The organism is Streptomyces sp. NPDC002935 (genome assembly GCF_040611295.1).
In the GTDB taxonomy this organism is placed as follows: domain Bacteria; phylum Actinomycetota; class Actinomycetes; order Streptomycetales; family Streptomycetaceae; genus Streptomyces.
Window position 1 is genome coordinate 152,029 of record NZ_JBEXNW010000016.1, and the last position, 20,902, is coordinate 172,930.

15 protein-coding genes are annotated in these 20,902 nt (G+C 69.7%); 11 read left to right on the forward strand and 4 right to left on the reverse strand.

The features are described from left to right. Positions 1–237: 237 nt before the first annotated feature. The 3 genes from ABZX90_RS22860 to ABZX90_RS22870 all read right to left on the reverse strand — a co-directional run bounded on the left by ABZX90_RS22860 (position 238) and on the right by ABZX90_RS22870 (position 6,046). Complete coding sequence (locus ABZX90_RS22860; RefSeq protein WP_351129208.1) at positions 238–2,691, reverse strand: SpoIIE family protein phosphatase; 2,454 nt, start codon at positions 2,689–2,691, stop codon at positions 238–240. 312 nt (positions 2,692–3,003) lie between these two features. Then, positions 3,004–5,394 carry an MFS transporter gene (locus ABZX90_RS22865; RefSeq protein WP_355207459.1) on the reverse strand — a complete coding sequence of 797 codons (2,391 nt, stop codon included), beginning with the start codon at positions 5,392–5,394 and terminating at the stop codon, positions 3,004–3,006. 208 nt (positions 5,395–5,602) lie between these two features. Further along, on the reverse strand, positions 5,603–6,046 hold the full coding sequence (locus tag ABZX90_RS22870; protein ID WP_351129204.1) for an SRPBCC family protein: 444 nt from the start codon (positions 6,044–6,046) through the stop codon (positions 5,603–5,605). A 184-nt stretch (positions 6,047–6,230) separates the two neighbouring features. Between ABZX90_RS22870 and ABZX90_RS22875 the strand changes: the two genes are divergently transcribed. The 3 genes from ABZX90_RS22875 to ABZX90_RS22885 all read left to right on the forward strand — a co-directional run bounded on the left by ABZX90_RS22875 (position 6,231) and on the right by ABZX90_RS22885 (position 9,776). Then, complete coding sequence (locus ABZX90_RS22875) at positions 6,231–7,280, forward strand: Rv2578c family radical SAM protein (RefSeq protein WP_355207462.1); 1,050 nt, start codon at positions 6,231–6,233, stop codon at positions 7,278–7,280. 247 nt (positions 7,281–7,527) lie between these two features. Beyond that, positions 7,528–9,111, forward strand: a complete 1,584-nt coding sequence (locus ABZX90_RS22880; protein WP_355207465.1) for an alpha/beta hydrolase — start codon at positions 7,528–7,530, stop codon at positions 9,109–9,111. 128 nt (positions 9,112–9,239) lie between these two features. Beyond that, positions 9,240–9,776 carry a GNAT family N-acetyltransferase gene (locus tag ABZX90_RS22885; RefSeq protein WP_355207468.1) on the forward strand — a complete coding sequence of 179 codons (537 nt, stop codon included), beginning with the start codon at positions 9,240–9,242 and terminating at the stop codon, positions 9,774–9,776. 27 nt (positions 9,777–9,803) lie between these two features. On the opposite strand, the gene ABZX90_RS22890 is transcribed toward ABZX90_RS22885, so the two are convergent. Beyond that, positions 9,804–10,382, reverse strand: coding sequence for an adenylosuccinate lyase (locus ABZX90_RS22890; RefSeq protein WP_351129196.1), 579 nt, complete (start codon positions 10,380–10,382; stop codon positions 9,804–9,806). Positions 10,383–10,750: 368 nt separating this feature from the next. On the opposite strand from ABZX90_RS22890, the gene ABZX90_RS22895 reads away from it, so the two are divergent. From ABZX90_RS22895 to ABZX90_RS22930, 8 genes are all read left to right on the forward strand, one after another. Further along, positions 10,751–12,556 (forward strand): 3-hydroxyacyl-CoA dehydrogenase family protein, encoded by a 1,806-nt coding sequence (locus ABZX90_RS22895; protein WP_355207471.1) that lies wholly within the window; start codon positions 10,751–10,753, stop codon positions 12,554–12,556. A gap of 136 nt (positions 12,557–12,692) precedes the next feature. Next, a complete protein-coding gene (locus tag ABZX90_RS22900; RefSeq protein ID WP_355207474.1) occupies positions 12,693–13,505 on the forward strand; it encodes a TetR family transcriptional regulator in 813 nt (270 codons plus the stop codon). Between the two features lie 466 nt (positions 13,506–13,971). Then, positions 13,972–15,309: a crotonyl-CoA carboxylase/reductase gene (gene ccrA, locus ABZX90_RS22905; RefSeq protein ID WP_351129192.1), complete on the forward strand. Its 1,338-nt coding sequence runs from the start codon at positions 13,972–13,974 to the stop codon at positions 15,307–15,309. Between the two features lie 9 nt (positions 15,310–15,318). Continuing rightward, positions 15,319–17,367, forward strand: a complete 2,049-nt coding sequence (locus tag ABZX90_RS22910) for a protein meaA (RefSeq protein WP_351129190.1) — start codon at positions 15,319–15,321, stop codon at positions 17,365–17,367. Next, positions 17,364–18,329 (forward strand): CoA ester lyase, encoded by a 966-nt coding sequence (locus ABZX90_RS22915; protein WP_351129187.1) that lies wholly within the window; start codon positions 17,364–17,366, stop codon positions 18,327–18,329. The genes ABZX90_RS22910 and ABZX90_RS22915 overlap by 4 nt, the downstream gene beginning before the upstream one ends. 5 nt (positions 18,330–18,334) lie before the next feature. Then, positions 18,335–18,862 (forward strand): MaoC family dehydratase, encoded by a 528-nt coding sequence (locus ABZX90_RS22920; protein ID WP_261705053.1) that lies wholly within the window; start codon positions 18,335–18,337, stop codon positions 18,860–18,862. A gap of 2 nt (positions 18,863–18,864) precedes the next feature. Beyond that, complete coding sequence (locus ABZX90_RS22925; protein WP_351129183.1) at positions 18,865–20,070, forward strand: acyl-CoA dehydrogenase family protein; 1,206 nt, start codon at positions 18,865–18,867, stop codon at positions 20,068–20,070. 170 nt (positions 20,071–20,240) lie between these two features. Continuing rightward, positions 20,241–20,897: a phosphatidylserine decarboxylase gene (locus ABZX90_RS22930; protein ID WP_351129180.1), complete on the forward strand. Its 657-nt coding sequence runs from the start codon at positions 20,241–20,243 to the stop codon at positions 20,895–20,897. Positions 20,898–20,902 lie beyond the last annotated feature (5 nt).

Consider the following 20,902-nt stretch of genomic DNA (forward strand, 5'->3'; position numbering starts at 1 on the left):
CGGTCTATCGCGCCCGGCGTGCGGCGACAAGCCGATGGCACATTCCTTCACCCCTCATTCGAACCCGGTACGCCCTCGCGCGCCGGGCCCGCCTCCTGCCGTACGGGCGCCACGTGGACGTATCGGCGTGACGGCTTCCGGACGGTGACCCTGCGGGACGGACGTCACAGGTGCGCGTCGGCGTCGCGGGAACGAGTCACCTTCGCGGGGTCACGTCGGCGTGTCGCTGGAGCGAATTCAGCCTCGTGGGAGGGGCAGTTCGAACCACACGGTCTTGCCCGCGCCGGTCCGGCTGGCTCCCCATTCGCGGGACAGCGCGCTGACGAGCCGCAGGCCGCGGCCGAACTCGTCGCCGGGGCCCGCGCTGAGCAGTATCGGGAGGGTGTGGTCGTCGTCGTCGACCTCGCACAGCAGGGTGTCGCCCCGCACGAGCCGCAACTCGATCCCGCGGCTGTGCGCGTGCCGTACGGCATTGGTGACGAGCTCGCCGGCCATCAGCTCGGCGTTGTCCGCCAGACCGGTGAGGCCCCACGCACGCAGCTGTTCGCGGACCACGGCGCGCGCCCTGCCGACCTCGATCGGGTCGAGCGCGAGGCGCCATACGGCTACGTCCTCGGAGTCGATGCCGTTGAGCCGGGCCATCAGGAGGGCGACATCGTCCTTGCGCCCGCCGCGGGTGTTGAGCGAGCGGATGATGGTGTCGCAGGCGTGGTCCATGGAGGCGGCCGGGTGGGCGGCGGATTCGCAGAGGGTGGCGAGGCCGACACCGATGTCTTCCCCGCGCACCTCGACGAGCCCGTCGGTGCACATCACGAGCCGGTCGCCGGGCGCCACTCGCACGCGGACCGCTTCGAAGGGCACTCCGCCGACCCCGATGGGCGCGCCCGTCGGCAGTTCGAGCAGCTCGCTGCGACCGTCCTCGGCGCGGACGAGGACCGGCGGGATGTGGCCCGCGTTGGCGATGTGCAGCTCGCCGGCGATCGGGTCGTAGACGGCGTAGAGGCAGGTCGCGAGGTAGGTGTCGCCGAGACGCTGGGCGAGGTCGTCGAGGGTGCGCAGAAGCTGGGCGGGCGGCAGGTCGAGCGCGGCCATGGTCTGGACGGCGGTGCGCAACTGGCCCATCATCGCGGCGGAGTTGAGGCCGTGGCCCATGACGTCGCCGACGACCAGGGCGGTGCGCGAGCCGGGCAGTTTCACCGAGTCGAACCAGTCGCCGCCGACCCGTCCGAGGAGCGTGCCCGGCAGATAGCGGGTGGCGATGTCGCAGCCGGCCATGCGGGGCGCGATGGTCGGCAGCATGCTGTCCTGGAGGGTCTCTGCGACGCTCTCCTGGTAGGTGTACATGCGTGCGTTGTCCAGCACCAGGCCGGCGCGGGCGGCCAGTTCGGCGCCGGTGACGCGGTCCATGTCGTTGAACTCGACGCGCTCCGGGTGACGCAGCAGGATCATGAACCCGAGCACCACGTTGCGGGCCTTCAGCGGCACGACCAGCATGGAGCGGTGGGTGATGAGCGGCCTGATGTCGCGCTTCTCGAACTGCGCGGCGATCATGTGCCCCATCTGCTCGCTGATGCGCGGCACCAGGACGGGCTCACCGGTGGTCATGCACTGGAAGAACGGCGTGTGCGCCGGGAAGGGCATGGCCTCGCCGACCGGCACGACGTCGTCCCAGCGTCCCGGCTCGTCCGTGTGCTCCAGGGCGACGCGGTGCCACATGGTGGTGGTGTCGGGCACGCCGTCGGGGAAGCCCTCACCGGCGACGACCTGCTCGCGCAGGTAGGTGCCCGCCACATCCGTGAAGCGCGGCACGACGGCCCGGCTGACCTCCAGGATGGTCTGCGACAGGTCGAGGGAGGTTCCGATGCGCCCGCTGACCTCGTTCAGGAACTCCAGGCGCTCGCGCACGGCGACGTACTCGAGGTCCTCGCCCTCGTCCGGGACGTCCTGTGTCACGGGCGCGCCGGAGGCCGCCTCCCGGGCGGCCCGCTCACGGCGCGCCCTGCGTTCGGCGCGCCGGGGCACGCCCCAGTCGGGGGTGACGGGTACCCGGTCGTTCTGGCTGAACTCCAGGACGGGATAGCCCAGTTCCAGGACCTGCGCGACGATGCGGGCACTCTCGCCGACGCTCATGCTGGGCAGGATCTCGGGCAGCCGGCGGGCCAGCTCCTCGGCGCCGGGGAAATCGGTGTGCAGCGCGAAGCCGGGCGCGAGGCGCTCGAAGGAGACGTCGTCGTCCTCGTGGCGCAGGGCGGCGGCGTCGGCCGCGAGTACGAGCAGCCGCTCCCGGCCGGGGCCCACCAGGGGATAGGCCCACCACAGGACATCGATCCGGTCGGGACCCGCCGCGGTGAGCCGGGCGCGTCCGGCGGCCGGGTAGGAGAGCCGCCCGTCCAGCGAGGACTCCAGGCCGGGGCCGAGTCCGTCGTACGCCGCGACGTTCCCGAAGGGGGCCGCGTCCGTGTCCTCGGGGAGCGCGCCGGAGACGGGGAGCAGGTCGACGGCGTGGCGGCCCAGCGCTTCTTCCTTGGACGCGCCGAACAAACGCCTCGCGCCGCTGCTCCAGTGCGAGACGAGCCCGTCGCGGTCCACGATCACCACGGCCAGTGGGATGCGGCCGGCCGCGGCGTGCTCCGCCCTGCCGTTCCCAGCTCCGGGGCTGGGAGCTGCGCCCACTTCGGTGCCACGGTCCATGGCCCAGGCCCTCTCTCCCCACGGCTCCGCAAGATCTGTGCCGCCTCCACTACCGTACGGCGACGGCCCGTCGCGATGTGTGCCAATAGGGGAATTGGCCTCCGCGGGGGCGGCTCCGGCGCGCGGCGCGCCCCTCGGTGCCCGGTGGATCCGGTCAGCCCGGCCCCGCACGTCCGGGTCGCATGTGGCGTCGGGTCGGTGTGTGTCGGTGTGTGTCGGTGTGTGTGTCGGTCCGTGCCAGTTCGCGCCGGCCTTCGTGCCCCGGTTGCAGCTCCCGCCGTGTCAGGCCTCGTCAGTCCTCGTCAGTCCTCGTCAGTCTTCATGCCCCAGTTGCAGGTCCCGCTCCGTCCGGCCGCCCCCGGCGACCTGGAGCACCGTGGCCACGGGTGGATAGCCCGCCGCGATGACGGTGTACTCGCCGGACGACAGATCGACGAACCGGAACGTTCCGTCAGGGCCGGTGGTGAGGGTGTCCACCACATTGCCCGCGGCGTCCAGGAGCGTCACGCGCGCGTCCTCGACGGGCCGTCCGCCGCCCGCCCGGACGGTGCCGCGCAGCACGGCGCCACCGGCGAGTTCGACGTCCTGTCGGGTCTCCCGGGCGGCCTGGACGGTCACCGGGAGCGCGGCCGGCCGGAACGCGGGCGCGCCGGCCGCGAGGGTGTACTCGCCGGCCACCAGTTCCGTGATGACATAGCCGCCCTCGCGTCCGCTGCGGGTGGTGGCCACCACCTCGCCGTGCACGTTGGTGAGGGTGACGGTGGCCTCGCGCACCGGGGTGCCGTCCGCGGTCAGCACGCTGCCCGCGAGGCGCCCCGCGCCGCCGAGAACGACGTCGAGTTCCACCGGGCGTTCGCCGACGGTCACCGAGACGGCCTGCGGCTGGTGTCCCCCGGCCGCGGCGATCAGTACGTACGAGCCCGCGCCGGGCGTCGACAGCGCGTACCGGCCGTCCTCCGCGCTGGCGCCCCGCCCGATCTGTTGTCCCCCGACGTCGATGAGGGTGAGCGCGGCGCGGGCCACGACGGTGCCGTCGGGGTGCTGCACCGTGCCGCAGACGGGGATTCCGGCGGCGTACCCCGAACGGGCCTGCGGAATCGGGGCGTTCACCCGCGCGGCCTCCGGGTCGGCGGTGGGAGCGTTGTGGGACACCAGCGGTTTCTCCTTGAGGAAGAAGGCGACGAAGAGGCCGAGGACGAGTACCGGCACGAGGTAGAGGAAGATCCGCGGCATGGCGTCCGCGTAGGCGCCGATGTACTGGTCGCGCTGGGCGGCGGGCATCGCGTGGACGAGTTGCGGGGTGATGGATTCGGCGTCCGGGGTCCCGGCGCCCCCGCGCGCGGGGAGGCGGTCGGCGAGGGCGTCGGCCAGCCGGGAGGCGAAGAGCGTGCCGAAGACGGCGGCGCCGACGCTGCCGCCGATCTGCCGGAAGTAGGTGTTGGCGCTGGTCGCGGTGCCGAGGTCGGCCGGAGACACGGAGTTCTGCACGGCGAGCACCAGGACCGGCATCACCATGCCGATGCCCACGCCGAGGACCGCCATCCAGACGCTGTAGTGCAGCCGGGGAGTTCCGGCGTCGAGGCGGGACAGCAGCCACATGCCGACGGCCGCGAGGGCGGTGCCGAGGACCGGGTACACCTTGTAGCGGCCGGTGCGGCTGATGAGCTGCCCGGAGACGATGGAGGCAACGACGATGCCGCCCATCATGGGGAGCATCAGGAGCCCCGATTCCGTGGCACCGGCCCCGTCGACCATCTGCAGGAAGGTCGGGATGTATCCGGCGGCGCCGAAGAGAGCGACTCCGACGACGAGACCGACCAGCGCGGTGACGTTGAAGACGCCGTCCCTGAACAGCCGCAGGGGGATGAGGGGTTCGACCGCGAAGCGCTCGACGACGAGGAAGAGCGCCGTCGTGGTGACCGCGCCCGCCACGAGCGCGAGGACGACCCGTGAGCCCCAGGCGTACTCGGTGCCTCCCCAACTGGTCAGCAGGATCAGGCAGGTCGACGCGGCGGCGAGGAGAAGCACTCCGAGGACGTCGACACGCCCTCGGGCGGCGGGCTTCGGCAGCTTCAGTACGACGGTGACGACGGCCAGGGTGACGAGGCCGAAGGGCACGTTGATGTAGAAGCACCACCGCCACGAGAGGTGGTCCGTGAAGTAGCCGCCCAGCAGGGGTCCCGCGATCGAGGCGAGACCGAACGCGGCGCCGATGAGCCCCATGAAGCGGCCCCGTCGGCGCGGCGGCACGATGTCCGCGATGATCGCCTGCACGCCGATCATGAGGCCGCCGGCGCCGACACCCTGGACCGCGCGGAAGGCGATGAGCTGGTCCATCGTCTGTGACCGTCCGGCGAGCGCGGAGCCGACGACGAAGACGGCGATGGCGAACTGGAAGACGCCTTTGCGGCCGTAGAGGTCGCCGAGCTTGCCGTAGACCGGGAGCCCGACGGTGGAGGTGAGCAGATAGGCGGTGATCGCCCAGGACATCTTGTCCAGGCCGTGCAGTTCTCCGACGATCTTCGGGAGCGCGGTGGCCACGATCATCTGCTCGAGCGCGGCGAGGAGCAGGGCCGTCATGAGCCCGCCGAAGACCAACCGCAGTTGCCGCGGGGCCAGTCCGGCGGGTTCCGGGGCCGCCGGAGCCGCCTCGGGCGGGGGTACGACGGCCGGCTCGTCCTGCACCAGAGTGATCCCGCCCACGTACCGCTCCCCTCGTCGCGCCCACCGCACAATTCCCGCTAATCGCGACAACTGCGAGCAAGCGCGACGAGTTACGGCGTACCGTCGCGCGACCGGGAGATCCACTCGAAACGGTGAGGGGCACAACACGCCCTCGGGCGCGGCCTCTTGACGGACGCGTCCGTCAAGTCACCACCCCGGGGCCGCACCTCGGTCCCGGCCCGGGGACCTACTTCTCGGTCTCCGTCGCGAGGTTGGCGAGCAGCGCGTCGTAGATGCGGCCGAGGCCCTTGGGCGCGAAGGTCCTCTCGAAGAAGCCGCCGATGCCGCCCGCGCCGTTCCAGACGCTGCTGACGACGACCCGCGACTTGCCCTCGCCGGCCGGGGTGACGCGCCAGGTGGTGACCATGGAGGAGTTGCGGTCCTTCTCGACGAGCTCGCCGTCGGTGGGCTCGCTCACCTCGAGGAGGCAGTCGCGGACGCGCTTGCTGGTGGCCTGGAGCTTCCAGTGGACGAGGGTGCCCTCGCCGTCGCCGCCCTCGCGGACCTCGTACTCGCTGAAGTGCTCGGACAGCAGCTTCGGGCGCGTGCCGCTGTAGTCGGCCAGGGCGTCGAACACCGCCTCCGCGTCCGCCGCGATGACCCGCTCCGTCGTGGCCTCGACCTGCGCCATGGCACTTCCTCCAGCACTTCGTTCCTCGGGGGTGTGCGGCCAGCCAACCACCCGGCGCCCTGGCCGCCCAAATCGGGGTCCCCGCGGGGTGCGGGCGGCACCGACGGGGTGCCACGGGATACAGGGTCGCACGATCAAGGGAACATGTGTTCTATTCTCTGTCCAGTGCTACCTAGGAGGCGCCATGCGCTGGGAGAACCTGACAGCGGACCCCGCCGGGGGCCCCGCCCGGGACGCCGCCCTGTTCGGCGCGGACGCGGTCACGACGCGAACGTTCGACACTCCGGAGTTCAGAGGGATCACGTTCCACGAGATCCGGGCGCGGTCGATCGTGAACCGGGTACCGGGGGCCTCCCGCATGCCCTTCGAGTGGACGGTCAACCCGTATCGCGGTTGTTCGCACGCGTGCGTCTACTGTTTCGCCCGCAAGACGCACAGCTATCTGGACCTCGACACCGGGCTCGACTTCGACTCGCAGATCGTGGTGAAGGTCAACGCGCCGGAGCTGCTGCGCCGCCAGCTCGCCTCGCGCCGCTGGCTCGGCGAGCACATCGCGATGGGCACCAACGTCGACTGCTACCAGCGCGCGGAGGGCCGGTACGGGCTCATGCCGGGCATCATCGCGGCCCTGCGCGACCACGCGAACCCCTTCTCGATCCTGACGAAGGGCACGCTCATCCTGCGCGACCTCGACCTCCTGCGGCAGGCGTCCGAGGTCACCGACGTCGGGATCTCGGTCTCCGTGGGCTTCACCGACACCGAGCTGTGGCGCACCGTGGAGCCGGGCACACCGGCCCCCGAGCGCCGCCTGGACGTCGTCCGCACGCTGACGGACCACGGCATCGGCTGCGGCGTCCTGATGGCCCCCGTGATCCCGTTCCTGGGCGACCACCCCGCTCAACTGCGCGCCACCGTACGGGCCGTCGCGGCCTCGGGAGCCACCTCGGTGACCCCGCTGGTCCTGCATCTGCGGCCCGGCGCCCGCGAGTGGTTCATGGCCTGGCTGGAGCACCACCACGCCCACCTCGTACCGCGCTACGAACGGCTGTACGCGGAGGGCGCCTACGCGCCCAAGTGGTACCAGCGCCGGATCACCCGTCAGGTCCACGAGCTGGCACAGGAGTACGGCATCGGTCCCACGCGCGCGGGAATGCCGCGCCGGATCACCGCCCCCGAGCCCACGGCCTCCGTGACGCCCGGAGCACCCGGGCCGACTCAGCTGACCCTGCTCTGACGGTCCGACGGGTCCGACGGGTCCGACGGCCCACCTGACAGTCCGTCACCGGGCGGACCGTCGCTCGTTCTTGCGACGACCGTCCGATCCCTGACGCCCGACAGCGCTTCGGGCGGCATCCGAGCGCATCCCTCGGCCCAATCGGGTCGAGTCTTGCCAGAACGCGTTCCTCCGGGGCCCCTCTCCGGCACGATACGGCGAAGGCCGTGGCGTGCACGGCTCAAAATCCTCCGTCCTGGGAGGCCTTGTGAAGAAACGCGCAGCTGCTCTGTGCGGGGCGGCCGCCGTGCTGGCCGGGATGATCACATCCATCCCCGCCGACGCGAGCGCCGGACCCGCGGCCGCACCGCGCACCACCCCCACCACGAAGCTCGGCTGGAAGAAGTGCGGGACCAGCAGCTATCCGACGCTCCAGTGCGCGTCCCTGAAGGTGCCACTGGACCACGCGAACCCCTACAGCGAGCGGATCACCCTCGCCCTCTCCCGCGTCCCGCACACCGCGAAGACGTACCAGGGACCGCTGCTGGTCAACCCGGGCGGTCCCGGCGGCAGCGGGCTCACGCTGGCCGGATTCGTCGCCTCCTCGCTGCCCAAGGCCGTGGCGGCGCAGTACGACGTCATCGGCTTCGACCCGCGCGGCGTCGGCAAGAGCAAGCCGGCACTGGACTGCGAGCCGGGGCACTTCAAGCCCGTCCGTCCGGACTCCGTCCCGAGCACCCGGGCCATCGAGAGGGCCAATCTCGCCCGCGCCAGGACGTTCGCGAAGGCGTGCGGCACGAAGTACGCGGACCTGCTGCCGTATATCGACACGCAGAGCGCGGTCCGGGACATGGACGCGATCCGCGGCGCGCTCGGCGCCAAGAAGATCAACTACTTCGGTTACTCGTACGGCACCTATCTGGGCGCCGTGTACGCGAAGCTCTACCCGCACCGGGTCCGTCGGCTGGTCCTCGACTCCATCGTCGACCCGACCGGCGTCTGGTACGACGACAACATCAGCCAGGACTACGCCTTCAACGACCGCCACCTGGCGTTCCTGGCGTGGGTCGCCAAGTACAACGCCACCTACAAACTGGGCACCGATCCGGCCAAGGTCGAGGCGAAGTGGTACGCGATGCGCGCGGCGCTCGCCAAGAAGCCCGCGCAGAAGAAGGTGGGCGCCTCCGAGCTGGAGGACACCTTCATCCCGGGCGGCTACTACAACGGCTACTGGCCCTACCTCGCCCAGGCGTTCGCGTCCTATGTGAACAGCAAGGACTCGGACCCGCTCGTCGAGGCGTACGACAACTTCGCCGCCGTCGACGCCGCGGGCGACAACGGCTACAGCGTCTACACGTCGGTGCAGTGCCGTGACGCGTCCTGGCCGCGCGACTGGCACCAGTGGCGCGAGGACAACTGGGCGGTGTACGAGAAGGCCCCGTTCATGGCCTGGAACAACGCCTGGTACAACGCTCCGTGCGCGTTCTGGCCCACGGACTCGCTCCGGCCGGTGGACATCTCCAACCGCCACCTGCCGCCGACCCTGCTCTTCCAGGCGACCAACGACGCCGCCACCCCGTACGAGGGCGGTGTCACCGTCCATCACCAGCTGCGCGGCTCCAGCCTGGTGGTCGAGCAGGGCGGCGGGAACCACGGCATCACACTGAGCGGCAACACCTGCCTGGACAAGTACCTGGCGACCTATCTGACCAACGGAAAGGTGCCGCACGGCGACGGCGAGATCGACGCGGTGTGCGACGCGCTGCCCGACCCGAAGCCGCTGAGCACCAAGGCGGCGACCGGCTCCTCGCGGGGTTCGGTGCTGCACGGACTGCTCGGCCACCGGGGCTGAACAGCCCACGAACCGCGGCCCGTCGGGGGCGTTGCCGGACCCATGGCCCATCATGGACCCATGAGTGGACCGACACGCATTTACGCCCCCGACGGGGTCGCCCCCGCCGTCCGCGCGGTGGTCGGCGCGTGAGTGGGCAGCTGATCCGCGAGATGACCCTCGACGACTGTGCGCGCGTGGCCGAGATCCGCGTCCGCGGCTGGCAGAGCGCGTACAAGGGCCTGATACCGCAGTCCTACCTGGACGCGCTCAGCGTCGGCCAGGACGCGGCGCGCCGCCGCGGCAACTTCGCGCGGGGCGACGGGACCATCGTGAACCTGGTCGCGGAGCGCGACGGCGTCGTGGTCGGATGGGCCTGCCACGGACCCCACCGGGACAGCGAAGTGCGCACCGGGGACGTCGAGTTGTACGCGATCTACGTGCATCCCGATCTGGTGGGCCAGGGGGTCGGGCGCGCCCTGCTGCGGGAGTCCGCGAGCCGGTGCGCGGCGGCCGGACACGACCGCATGCTGCTGTGGGTCCTCAAGGAGAACACCCCGGCCCGCCGTTTCTACGAACGGGCGGGCTTCGTCCCCGACGGCGCCGAGGAGCCTTTCGAGGCGGGCGGCGTCGCGGTGCCCGAGGTCCGCTACGCCCGCGCGCTGACCGGGACCGGGCTGGACTGACGGACCCCGGCTTCGACCCAGGTTCGCCTAGACCTTCTCCTTGGGCAGCCGGGCCAGTGCCCGCACCGCCGTCTCCGCGAGTGCCGGGTGGGCCAGCGCCTCGTTCAGGACGGGTCTCGCGCGCGCGTCGCCCAGGATGCCCAGGCCCTCCGCGCACGCGAGGGCGACCCTGCGGTACGGGTCGTGCGGGCGCAGTCTGCGTTCCAGGGTGGTGATCAGCGCGGGTACGGCTTCAGGGGCGCGCAGTTCGACCAGGAGCCGTACCGGCTGGAGCGCGTAGGCGACCCGCAGTTCGTTCGTGGCGAGGGCTGCCGCGGCGCGGGCCGTACGCGGGTCACCGAGCCGGGCCAGCGCCTGGGCGGCGGACGCGCAGCGCTGCGGATCGCGGTGGTTGAGCAGCAGGACGAGCGCCTCGAAGGCCCGCCGGTCCCCGGCCGTGCCGAGCCGGAAGGCGACCAGTTCCCGGGCCCACAACGGCTGTCCGGGCTCGGTCAGCGCGGCCGCCAGCACATCGGGGTCCTCGGTCGCCGCGAGGTGTTCGTACAGCGTCGAGGCCCCGGCCTCGGTCCGTAAACGCTCCGTGAGTGATCGCAACGCTTCGTCCATGGGCCGAGCTTAGGCAAGGCCGTGAGATGCGGGGACGTACATCACAAACTCGGGGGCTGGCGCGCTCGTTACTGGCGGGTTAAGCTCAGACGAGCGAGTTACCCACTCGCACCCAACTCTCGGTGGCCTGGTGACGCAGCCACCGCGAGAGCAGTCGGTTCGGTACTTCAGGTACCTCAGTACGACATGGCTCCGGGACAGGGCCGGTCGGCTTCACCGCCCATGGGCGCCCGTTCGACGGCGCTCCGGGACGGCACCGGGCGTGTGCGCTCGAAAGCCCGGCAACACCCGCAACCTCCGCACGGCGTGCGCCCGTCGGCGTACCCGCGTGCGCTCCTCAGTCGTCACCCTCTTCCAGGAGTCCCGCGATGGCCACTCCCCTGTCCGACACCCCTCTGTCCCCGCTGAAGACCGTCGCCGTCATCGGCCTCGGCACCATGGGCACCGGCATCGCCGAAGTCCTGGCCCGCGCCGGCCGTGACGTCATCGGCATCGACATCAGCGAAGCCGCGACCACCCAGGCCGTGGCCACCCTCGAAGCCTCCACCGCCCGCGCCGTGCGCCGCGAGCACATGAGCGAGCAGGAGCGCACGGACGCCCTCGCCCGCTTCCGCACCTTCACCGACCTCGCGGCCGCAGCCGAGGCCGACCTCGTCATCGAGGTGACCCCGGAGTCCTACGACATCAAGCGGCAGGTCTTCCGGGCTCTCGACACCATCGTGCGCCCCGAGACGATCCTCGCGACGGGCACCAACGCGCTGTCCGTGACGCGTCTGGCCGCCGACTCGGCCCACCCCGAGCGCGTGCTCGGCCTGCACTTCTTCAACCCGGCGCCCGCGATGAAGCTCGTCGAGGTCGTCTCCTCGGTGCTGACCGCGCCGGGGGCCGTCACCGCGGTCACCGACCTGGCGATCGAACTCGGCAAGGAGCCCGTCGCCGTCGGCGACCGCCCCGGTTTCGTCGCCGACGGACTGCTCTTCGGCTACCTCAACCAGGCGGCCGCGATGTACGAGGCGAAGTACGCCTCCCGCGAGGACATCGACGCGGCGATGAAGCTCGGCTGCGGGCTGCCCATGGGCCCGCTCGCGCTGCTCGACCTGATCGGCGTGGACACCGCGCGCACCGTCCTGGAGGCGATGTACTCCGCGTCGCACGACCGGCTGCACGCCCCCGCGCCCATCCTCAAGCAGCTCAGCGAGGCGGGCCTGACCGGGCGCAAGTCCGGCCGGGGCTTCTACTCCTACGAGGCCCCCGGCAGCGACAGTGTCGTGCGGGACGCGCTGACGCCGCTGGACGGGGCCGTTCTGGCAGCGGGCCGCACCATCCGCTCGGTCGGTGTCGCGGGCTCCGGCACGATGGCCTCCGGTATCGCGGAGGTCTTCGCGAAGGCCGGGTACGAGGTCGTCCTCGCGGCCCGTACCGAGGAGAAGGCGCAGACCGCGAAGGCCCGTATCGGCAAGTCGCTCTCCCGCTCCGTCGACAAGGGCCGGATGACGGCCGAGGCGGCGGCGCGGACCCTGGAGCTGATCACGCCGACCGGCAGCTACGACGACTTCGCCGAGGTCGATCTGGCACTGGAGGCGGTCGCCGAGGACCTGGAGATCAAGCAGCAGCTGTTCGCCACGTTCGACAAGGTCTGCAAGCCCGGCGCGATCCTCGCCACCACCACCTCCTCGCTGCCCGTCGTCGCCTGCGCCCGCGCCACCTCGCGCCCGCAGGACGTGATCGGCATGCACTTCTTCAACCCGGCCCCGGCGATGAAGCTCGTCGAGGTCGTGCGGACCGTGCTGACCGCGGACGACGTGCACGCCACCGTGCGCGAGGTCTGCGCGAAGATCCGCAAGCACCCGGTGGACTGCGGTGACCGGGCCGGCTTCATCGTGAACGCGCTGCTGTTCCCGTACCTGAACAACGCGATCAAGATGGTGCAGGAGCACTACGCCTCGCTCGACGACATCGACGCCGCGATGAAGCTGGGCGGCGGCTACCCGATGGGCCCCTTCGAGCTGCTCGACGTGGTCGGGCTCGATGTCTCGCTGGCCATCGAGAAGGTCCTGCACCGCGAGTTCCGCGACCCGGGACTCGCTCCCGCGCCGCTCCTGGAGCACCTGGTGGCCGCGGGCTGCCTCGGCCGCAAGACGGGCCGCGGCTTCCGCGAATATGCCCGCCGCTGAGCGTCCGGGCGACTGGTTCGCAGCCGACGCCGACTGGGGCGGACTGCTCGGCCCCGCCGGAAACCCCCCGCCCGCCCAGGGCGGGGGGATCCCCGGACATGCGCGCTCTCCTGCGCACATGCAGTACGTTCGGGTCATGCCCCAGCCCGCCAAGTCCTCACGTACACCAGCCACGCCCGACGCGCCGGAGAGTGCCGCGGGAAGTCGCGCGGCAGCCCAACGGCTCAAGATGCGCCGGGAGCTGGCGGCTGCGGCCATGGAGCTGTTCGCGGCCAAGGGGTACGAGGCGACCACCGTCGACGAGATCGCGGCCCAGGCCGGGGTGGCCCGCCGCACCTTCTTCCGTCACTTCCGCTCCAAGGAAGAGGCGATCTTCCCCGATCACGACGACACCCTGATCCGGGCCGAGGCGGTGCTCAACGCGGCGCCCGCGCACGAGCATCCGCTCGACACCGTGTGCCGCGGCATCAAGGAAGTCATGAAGATGTACGCGGCCCAGCCCGAGATCTCGGTCTCGCGCTACAAGCTGACGCGCGAGGTGCCGACGCTGCGCGAGGCCGAGATCGCCTCGGTGGCCCGCTACGAGCGGCTCTTCACCCGCTACCTCCTCGGCCACTTCGACGAGCACGCGCACGACGACGACGCCAACGACGATCCGCTGCTCGCGGAGGTCGCCGCGTCGGCGGTGGTCACGGCCCACAACCACGTCCTGCGGCGATGGCTGCGGGCGGGCGGTCAGGGTGATGTGGAGACCCAGCTGGACCACGCCTTCGCCATCGTCCGCAAGACCTTCGGCACGGGGATCGGCGCGGGACGGGAGACCGCGCCGCGACCGGCGCCGGCGTCGTCCTTCACCGAGGGGGACGTGCTGGTGACCGTGGCCCGCGTCGACGCCCCCCTGGAGCAGGTGATGCGCACGATCGAGCAGGCGCTCAAGGAACGGTCCTAGCGGCTTCCTCGCCCACCACGGCGGCCCCTCGCACACACCCCCGACAACACCACCGACAACACCGCCCGTCCGCACTGGCCGGACGGGTTGATTAATCGCCGGACGGGCTCGTTTTGAGCGCGTCCGGCGTTTTTGCGCCCTGATCTGATCGATCATCGCTCACGTGTTACGTAAAGATTTCACCTGAGCGCAACTTCTGGCACTCCGTGCCTTGTCAGGTGACACGGCGTGCCATACGTTGAAGGAGTCCGGGCGGCCGGCGTGCAGAGACCATTCGTACGCCGGCTGTCCCCGCAAGCCCCATGGCCTGCGCGCCCGGACGCCTGCGTCACAGGCAACCTCCTGCGCCAACCACAGCGCTGCCACAGCACCACCTCCGCCGAACCGACGGCACACCCCTCAGCAGCAACACCGACGTAACCCTCAGCGTTCCCCCCTCAGAACGCGCATCGCCGGAGGCAACACCGTGAAGGAAATCCTGGACGCGATTCAGTCGCGGACGGCCACGTCCGCCGACTTCGCCGCAATTCCGCTCCCCGAGTCCTACCGCGCGATCACCGTGCACAAGGACGAGACGGAGATGTTCGCCGGGCTCAGCAGCCGCGACAAGGACCCCCGCAAGTCGATCCACCTGGACGACGTGCCGGTGCCGGAGCTCGGACCGGGCGAGGCCCTGGTCGCCGTGATGGCGTCCTCCGTGAACTACAACTCCGTGTGGACGTCGATCTTCGAGCCGGTGTCGACCTTCAACTTCCTGGAGCGCTACGGGCGGCTCAGCGAGCTCAGCAAGCGCCACGACCTGCCGTACCACATCATCGGTTCGGACCTCGCGGGCGTCGTCCTGCGCACCGGCCCGGGAGTCAATTCCTGGAAGCCCGGCGACGAGGTCGTCGCGCACTGTCTGTCCGTCGAGCTGGAGTCCTCCGACGGCCACAACGACACGATGCTCGACCCCGAGCAGCGCATCTGGGGCTTCGAGACCAACTTCGGCGGCCTCGCCGAGATCGCGCTCGTCAAGTCCAACCAGCTGATGCCCAAGCCGGACCACCTGAGCTGGGAGGAGGCAGCCGCCCCCGGGCTGGTGAACTCCACCGCCTACCGGCAGCTCGTCTCCCGCAACGGCGCCGGCATGAAGCAGGGCGACAACGTCCTGATCTGGGGCGCGAGCGGTGGACTCGGCTCGTACGCCACGCAGTTCGCGCTCGCCGGCGGCGCCAACCCGATCTGCGTCGTCTCCAGCGAGCAGAAGGCGGACATCTGCCGCTCGATGGGCGCCGAGGCGATCATCGACCGCAACGCCGAGGACTACAAGTTCTGGAAGGACGAGCACACCCAGGACCCCAAGGAGTGGAAGCGCTTCGGCAAGCGCATCCGCGAGTTCACCGGCGGCGAGGACATCGACATCGTCTTCGAGCACCCCGGCCGCGAGACCTTCGGCGCCTCGGTCTACGTCACCCGCAAGGGCGGCACCATCACCACCTGTGCCTCGACCTCGGGCTACATGCACGAGTACGACAACCGCTACCTGTGGATGTCCCTGAAGCGGATCATCGGCTCGCACTTCGCGAACTACCGCGAGGCCTGGGAGGCCAACCGCCTGGTCGCCAAGGGCAAGATCCACCCGACGCTCTCCAAGGTCTACTCCCTGGAGGAGACCGGGCAGGCCGCCTACGACGTGCACCGCAACCTCCACCAGGGCAAGGTCGGCGTGCTCGCGCTGGCGCCCCAGGAGGGTCTGGGCGTGCGCGACGAGGAGAAGCGCGCCCAGCACATCGACGCCATCAACCGCTTCCGGAACATCTGAGGTCCATCCATGACAGAGCGTCAGACCGCAGAGGGGCGACGGGAGAAGGACCGGCCGTGGCTCATGCGCACGTACGCCGGCCACTCCACGGCCGAGGCGTCCAACGAGTTGTACCGGCGCAACCTCGCCAAGGGGCAGACAGGTCTCTCCGTGGCCTTCGACCTGCCGACGCAGACCGGCTACGACCCCGACCACATCCTCGCCCGCGGCGAGGTCGGCCGGGTCGGCGTGCCGGTCTCGCACCTCGGTGACATGCGCCGGCTGTTCCAGGACATCCCCCTGGAGCAGATGAACACCTCGATGACCATCAACGCCACCGCCATGTGGATGCTGGCGCTCTATCAGGTCGTCGCCGAGGAGCAGGGTGCCGACATCACCCAGCTCCAGGGGACGACTCAGAACGACATCGTGAAGGAGTACCTCTCGCGGGGGACGCACGTCTTCCCGCCGGTGCCCTCCCTCCGTCTCACGACGGACATGATCACGTACACGGTCAACCACATCCCCAAGTGGAACCCGATCAACATCTGCAGCTACCACCTGCAGGAGGCGGGCGCCACACCGGTCCAGGAGATCGCGTACGCGATGTCCACCGCGATCGCCGTCCTGGACGCGGTGTTCGCGTCCGGGCAGATCGCCGAGGACCGCAAGGGCGATGTCGTGGCCCGCATCTCCTTCTTCGTGAACGCGGGCGTCCGCTTCATCGAGGAGATGTGCAAGATGCGGGCGTTCGGGCGGATCTGGGACAAGATCACGCGCGAGCGGTACGGCATCGAGAACCCCAAGCAGCGGCGCTTCAGGTACGGCGTCCAGGTCAACTCCCTCGGTCTGACCGAGGCGCAGCCGGAGAACAACGTCCAGCGGATCGTCCTCGAGATGCTGGCCGTGACCCTCTCCAAGGACGCACGCGCGCGTGCCGTGCAACTGCCCGCCTGGAACGAGGCGTTGGGCCTGCCCCGCCCGTGGGACCAGCAGTGGTCGCTGCGCATCCAGCAGGTGCTGGCGCACGAGAGCGACCTGCTGGAGTACGAGGACATCTTCGAGGGCTCGCACGTCGTCGAGGCCAAGGTGGCGGCCCTCGTCGAGGAGTCGCTGGCCGAGATCGACCGGATCGAGGAGATGGGCGGCGCGATGGCCGCCGTCGAGTCCGGCTATCTGAAGTCGCAGCTCGTCTCCTCGCACGCCGAGCGCCGGGGCCGTATCGAGTCCGGCAAGGAGAAGATCGTCGGCGTCAACATCTACGAGTCGACCGAGCCGAACCCGCTCACGGCCGACCTGGACGCGGCGATCCAGACGGTCGACCCCGCGGTCGAGGCCCGGGTGATCTCCGCGCTGCAGAACTGGCGTGACACGCGCTACCAGCCGCCCTTCAACCACCCGCGCCCGTGCAAGGCGCTGGAGCGGCTGAAGGAGGCCGCGAAGGGCACCGCCAACCTCATGGAGGCCACCCTGGAGTGCGCCCGCGCCGGTGTCACGACCGGCGAGTGGGCCGGGGCCCTGCGCGAGGTGTTCGGCGAGTTCCGCGCCCCGACCGGCGTCTCGTCCGCGCCCGTCGCGGTCACCGCCGAGGAGGGCACCGGGCTCGCCCTGGTGCGCCGCAAGGTGGAGCTGACCGCGAAGGACATGAACGTCGGCAAGCTCCGCTTCCTCGTGGGCAAGCCCGGCCTCGACGGTCACTCCAACGGCGCCGAGCAGATCGCCGTGCGGGCCCGTGACGCCGGGTTCGAGGTGGTCTACCAGGGCATCCGGCTCACGCCGGAGCAGATCGTGGACGCGGCCGTGGCCGAGGACGTGCACGCGGTGGGCCTGTCCATCCTGTCCGGCTCGCACGCCCAGCTGGTGCCGGACGTCCTGGAGAAGCTGCGCACGGCCGGCGCGGGCGACATTCCGGTGATCGCGGGCGGGATCATCCCGAACGCCGACGCCGAACAGCTGCGGGCCGCGGGAGTGGCCGCGGTCTTCACACCGAAGGACTTCGACATCACCGGAATCATCGGCCGTATCGTCGACGAGATCCGGAAAGCGAACAAGCTCGACCCCCTGGAGGTCCCCGCATGACCACGCCCGTCAACCGTCTGCGTCCGCGACGCTCCTGCCTCGCGGTGCCGGGCAGCAACCCCCGCTTCCTCGAGAAGGCCCAGGGGCTCCCCGCGGACCAGGTCTTCCTCGACCTGGAGGACGCGTGCGCGCCGCTGGCCAAGCCCGACGCCCGGCACACCATCGTCAAGTTCCTCAACGAGGGCGACTGGACCGGCAAGACGCGGGTCGTGCGCGTCAACGACTGGACGACCGAATGGACGTACCGCGATGTCGTCACGGTCGTCGAGGGCGCGGGCCAGAACCTCGACTGCATCATGCTGCCGAAGGTCCAGACCGCCCAGCAGGTCGTGGCGCTGGACCTGCTGCTGACGCAGATCGAGAAGACGATGGGCTTCGAGGTCGGCAAGATCGGCATCGAGGCGCAGATCGAGAACGCCCAGGGTCTGAACAACGTCAACGAGATCGCCACCGCCTCGCAGCGCGTGGAGACGATCATCTTCGGTCCGGCCGACTTCATGGCGTCGATCAACATGAAGTCGCTGGTCGTGGGTGAGCAGCCGCCCGGCTACCCGGCGGACGCCTACCACTACATCCTGATGAAGATCCTGATGGCCGCGCGCGCCAACAACCTCCAGGCGATCGACGGTCCCTACCTCCAGATCCGCAACATCGACGGCTACCGCGCGGTCGCCCAGCGCGCCGCCGCCCTCGGCTTCGACGGCAAGTGGGTGCTGCACCCGGGTCAGGTGGAGGCCTCGAACGAGATCTTCTCCCCCTCGCAGGAGGACTTCGACCACGCCGAGCTGATCCTGGACGCGTACGACTTCTACACGTCCGAGGCGGGCGGCAAGAAGGGCTCCGCGATGCTCGGCGACGAGATGATCGACGAGGCCAGCCGCAAGATGGCGCTCGTCATCTCGGGCAAGGGCCGGGCCGCCGGCATGCAGCGCACGACCACGTTCGAAGCCCCGGAGGCCTGAGCACCATGCAGTTCGGACGCACCTACGAAGAGTTCGAGGTCGGGGCGGTCTACAAGCACTGGCCCGGAAAGACGGTCACGGAGTACGACGACCACCTCTTCTGTCTGCTGACCATGAACCACCACCCGCTCCACATGGACAGCAACTACGCGGAGAAGACGACCGATTTCGGCAAGAACGTCGTCGTCGGGAACTACATCTACTCGCTGCTCCTCGGCATGTCCGTGCCGGACGTCTCGGGCAAGGCGATCGCCAACCTGGAGGTCGAGTCGCTGAAGCACGTGGCGCCGACCTTCCACGGCGACACGATCTACGGCGAGACCACGGTCCTCGACAAGACGCCCTCCCGGTCCAAGTCGGACCGCGGGATCGTCTACGTCGAGACCAAGGGCTACAAGCAGGACGGCACGCTGGTCTGCGTGTTCCGCCGCAAGGTCATGGTCCCCACCGAGACGTACATCAAGGAGCGCGGCGGCGAGCAGCCCGGCCGGCCCGAACTCACCGCACCCGCGGAAAAGAAGACGGAGAAGTAGTCATGGCGCGACTCGCCCAGACCGCCGGTCTGACCGACGTCCAGCAGGAGATCCTCTCCACCGTCCGCGATTTCGTGGACAAGGAGATCATCCCGGTCGCGAACGAGCTGGAGCACCGCGACGAGTACCCGCAAGCGATCGTCGACGGCCTCAAGGAGCTGGGCCTCTTCGGGCTGATGATCCCCGAGGAGTACGGCGGCCTGGGCGAGTCCCTCCTGACGTACGCGCTGTGCGTCGAGGAGATCGCCCGCGGCTGGATGTCGGTCTCCGGCATCATCAACACCCACTTCATCGTGGCGTACATGCTCAAGCAGCACGGCACGCAGGAGCAGAAGGACCACTTCCTGCCCCGCATGGCGCTCGGTGAGACGCGTGGCGCCTTCTCGATGTCGGAGCCGGCGCTCGGCTCGGATGTGTCGGCGATCACGTCGAAGGCGGTCAAGGACGGCGACGAGTACGTCCTGAACGGCCAGAAGATGTGGCTGACGAACGGTGGCACGTCGAATCTGGTGGCCGTTCTCGTCAGAAGTGACGAAGGACACCCCGAGGGCACGGCGCCCCACAAGTCGATGACGACCTTCCTGGTGGAGAAGGAGCCCGGCTTCGGAGAGGTCCGCCCGGGCCTCACCATTCCCGGGAAGATCGACAAGATGGGTTACAAGGGGGTCGACACCACCGAACTCATCATGGACGGACTGCGCATTCCGGCCGATCGGGTACTCGGCGGCACCACGGGCCGAGGGTTTTACCAAATGATGGACGGCGTCGAGGTCGGCCGCGTCAATGTCGCGGCTCGTGGCTGCGGTGTCGCTCAGCGTGCATTTGAGCTCGGCGTCTCTTATGCCCAGCAACGTCACACTTTCGGCAAGGCGATCGCCCAGCACCAGGCGATCCAGTTCAAGCTGGCCGAGATGGCTACCAAGGTCGAGGCCGCCCATGCAATGATGGTGAACGCGGCTCGCAAAAAGGACTCCGGTGAACGAAACGACCTCGAAGCAGGGATGGCGAAGTACCTCGCCTCCGAGTACTGCAAAGAGGTCGTGGAGGATGCTTTCCGGATCCACGGCGGCTACGGCTTCTCCAAGGAGTACGAGATCGAGCGCCTCTACCGTGAGGCTCCGATGCTGCTGATCGGTGAAGGTACCGCCGAAATCCAGAAAATGATCATCGGGCGCCGACTGCTCGAAGAGTATCGACTCCAGGGCTAATCGTCCGGTTTCGGGGTGTTTTCTTCGCGAAGAAGATCACACCCCGTCAACACTCTTCGGCCGTCGACTCCGCTTCCTGGCTTGCCCAGTTGCGGTCTGCGACCGGTACGATCGCGTGAAAGCCGCCGTCCCCCGTTCGAGCGCGGCATCATCCGCTACGAAGGTCATCCATGCCCCACAGCCAAACCTCTGCACCTCGCGACAGCCTGGTCGGCGTACGCCTCGCGCGCGGAGCATCGCCGTGGCTTCTCCCGACCGTTGCCACCGCAGCACTCAGCCTGGCCCGTTCGCGTCGCTCCGGCGCGGCCAAGGCCGTGGCCGTACCCGCCACCGCACTCGCGGCCGGGATGCTGTGGTTCTTCCGCGATCCCGAGCGTGAGATCGCCCAGGGCCGCGTCATCTCGCCCGCCGACGGTGTGGTGCAGAGCATCATGCCGTGGAAGGACGGACGCACCCGCGTCGCGATCTTCATGAGCCCCCTCAACGTCCACGTCAACCGCGCGCCTCTCTCCGGCACGGTGACGTCGGTCGAGCACATCCCCGGTGGGTTCGTTCCGGCGTTCAACAAGGAGAGCGAGAACAACGAACGCGTCGTCTGGCACTTCGACACCGAGCTCGGTGACATCGAGATGATCCAGATCGCCGGCGCGGTCGCCCGTCGCATCGTGCCCTACATCCCTCAAGGCACGAAGGTCGAGCAGGGTGACCGGATCGGCCTGATCCGCTTCGGCTCGCGTGTGGACATCTACCTTCCCGAGGGTGTCGAGGTCGACGTGGAGGTCGGTCAGAAGACCGTGGCTGGGGTGACTCGCATTGACCGTGATTGATCCCG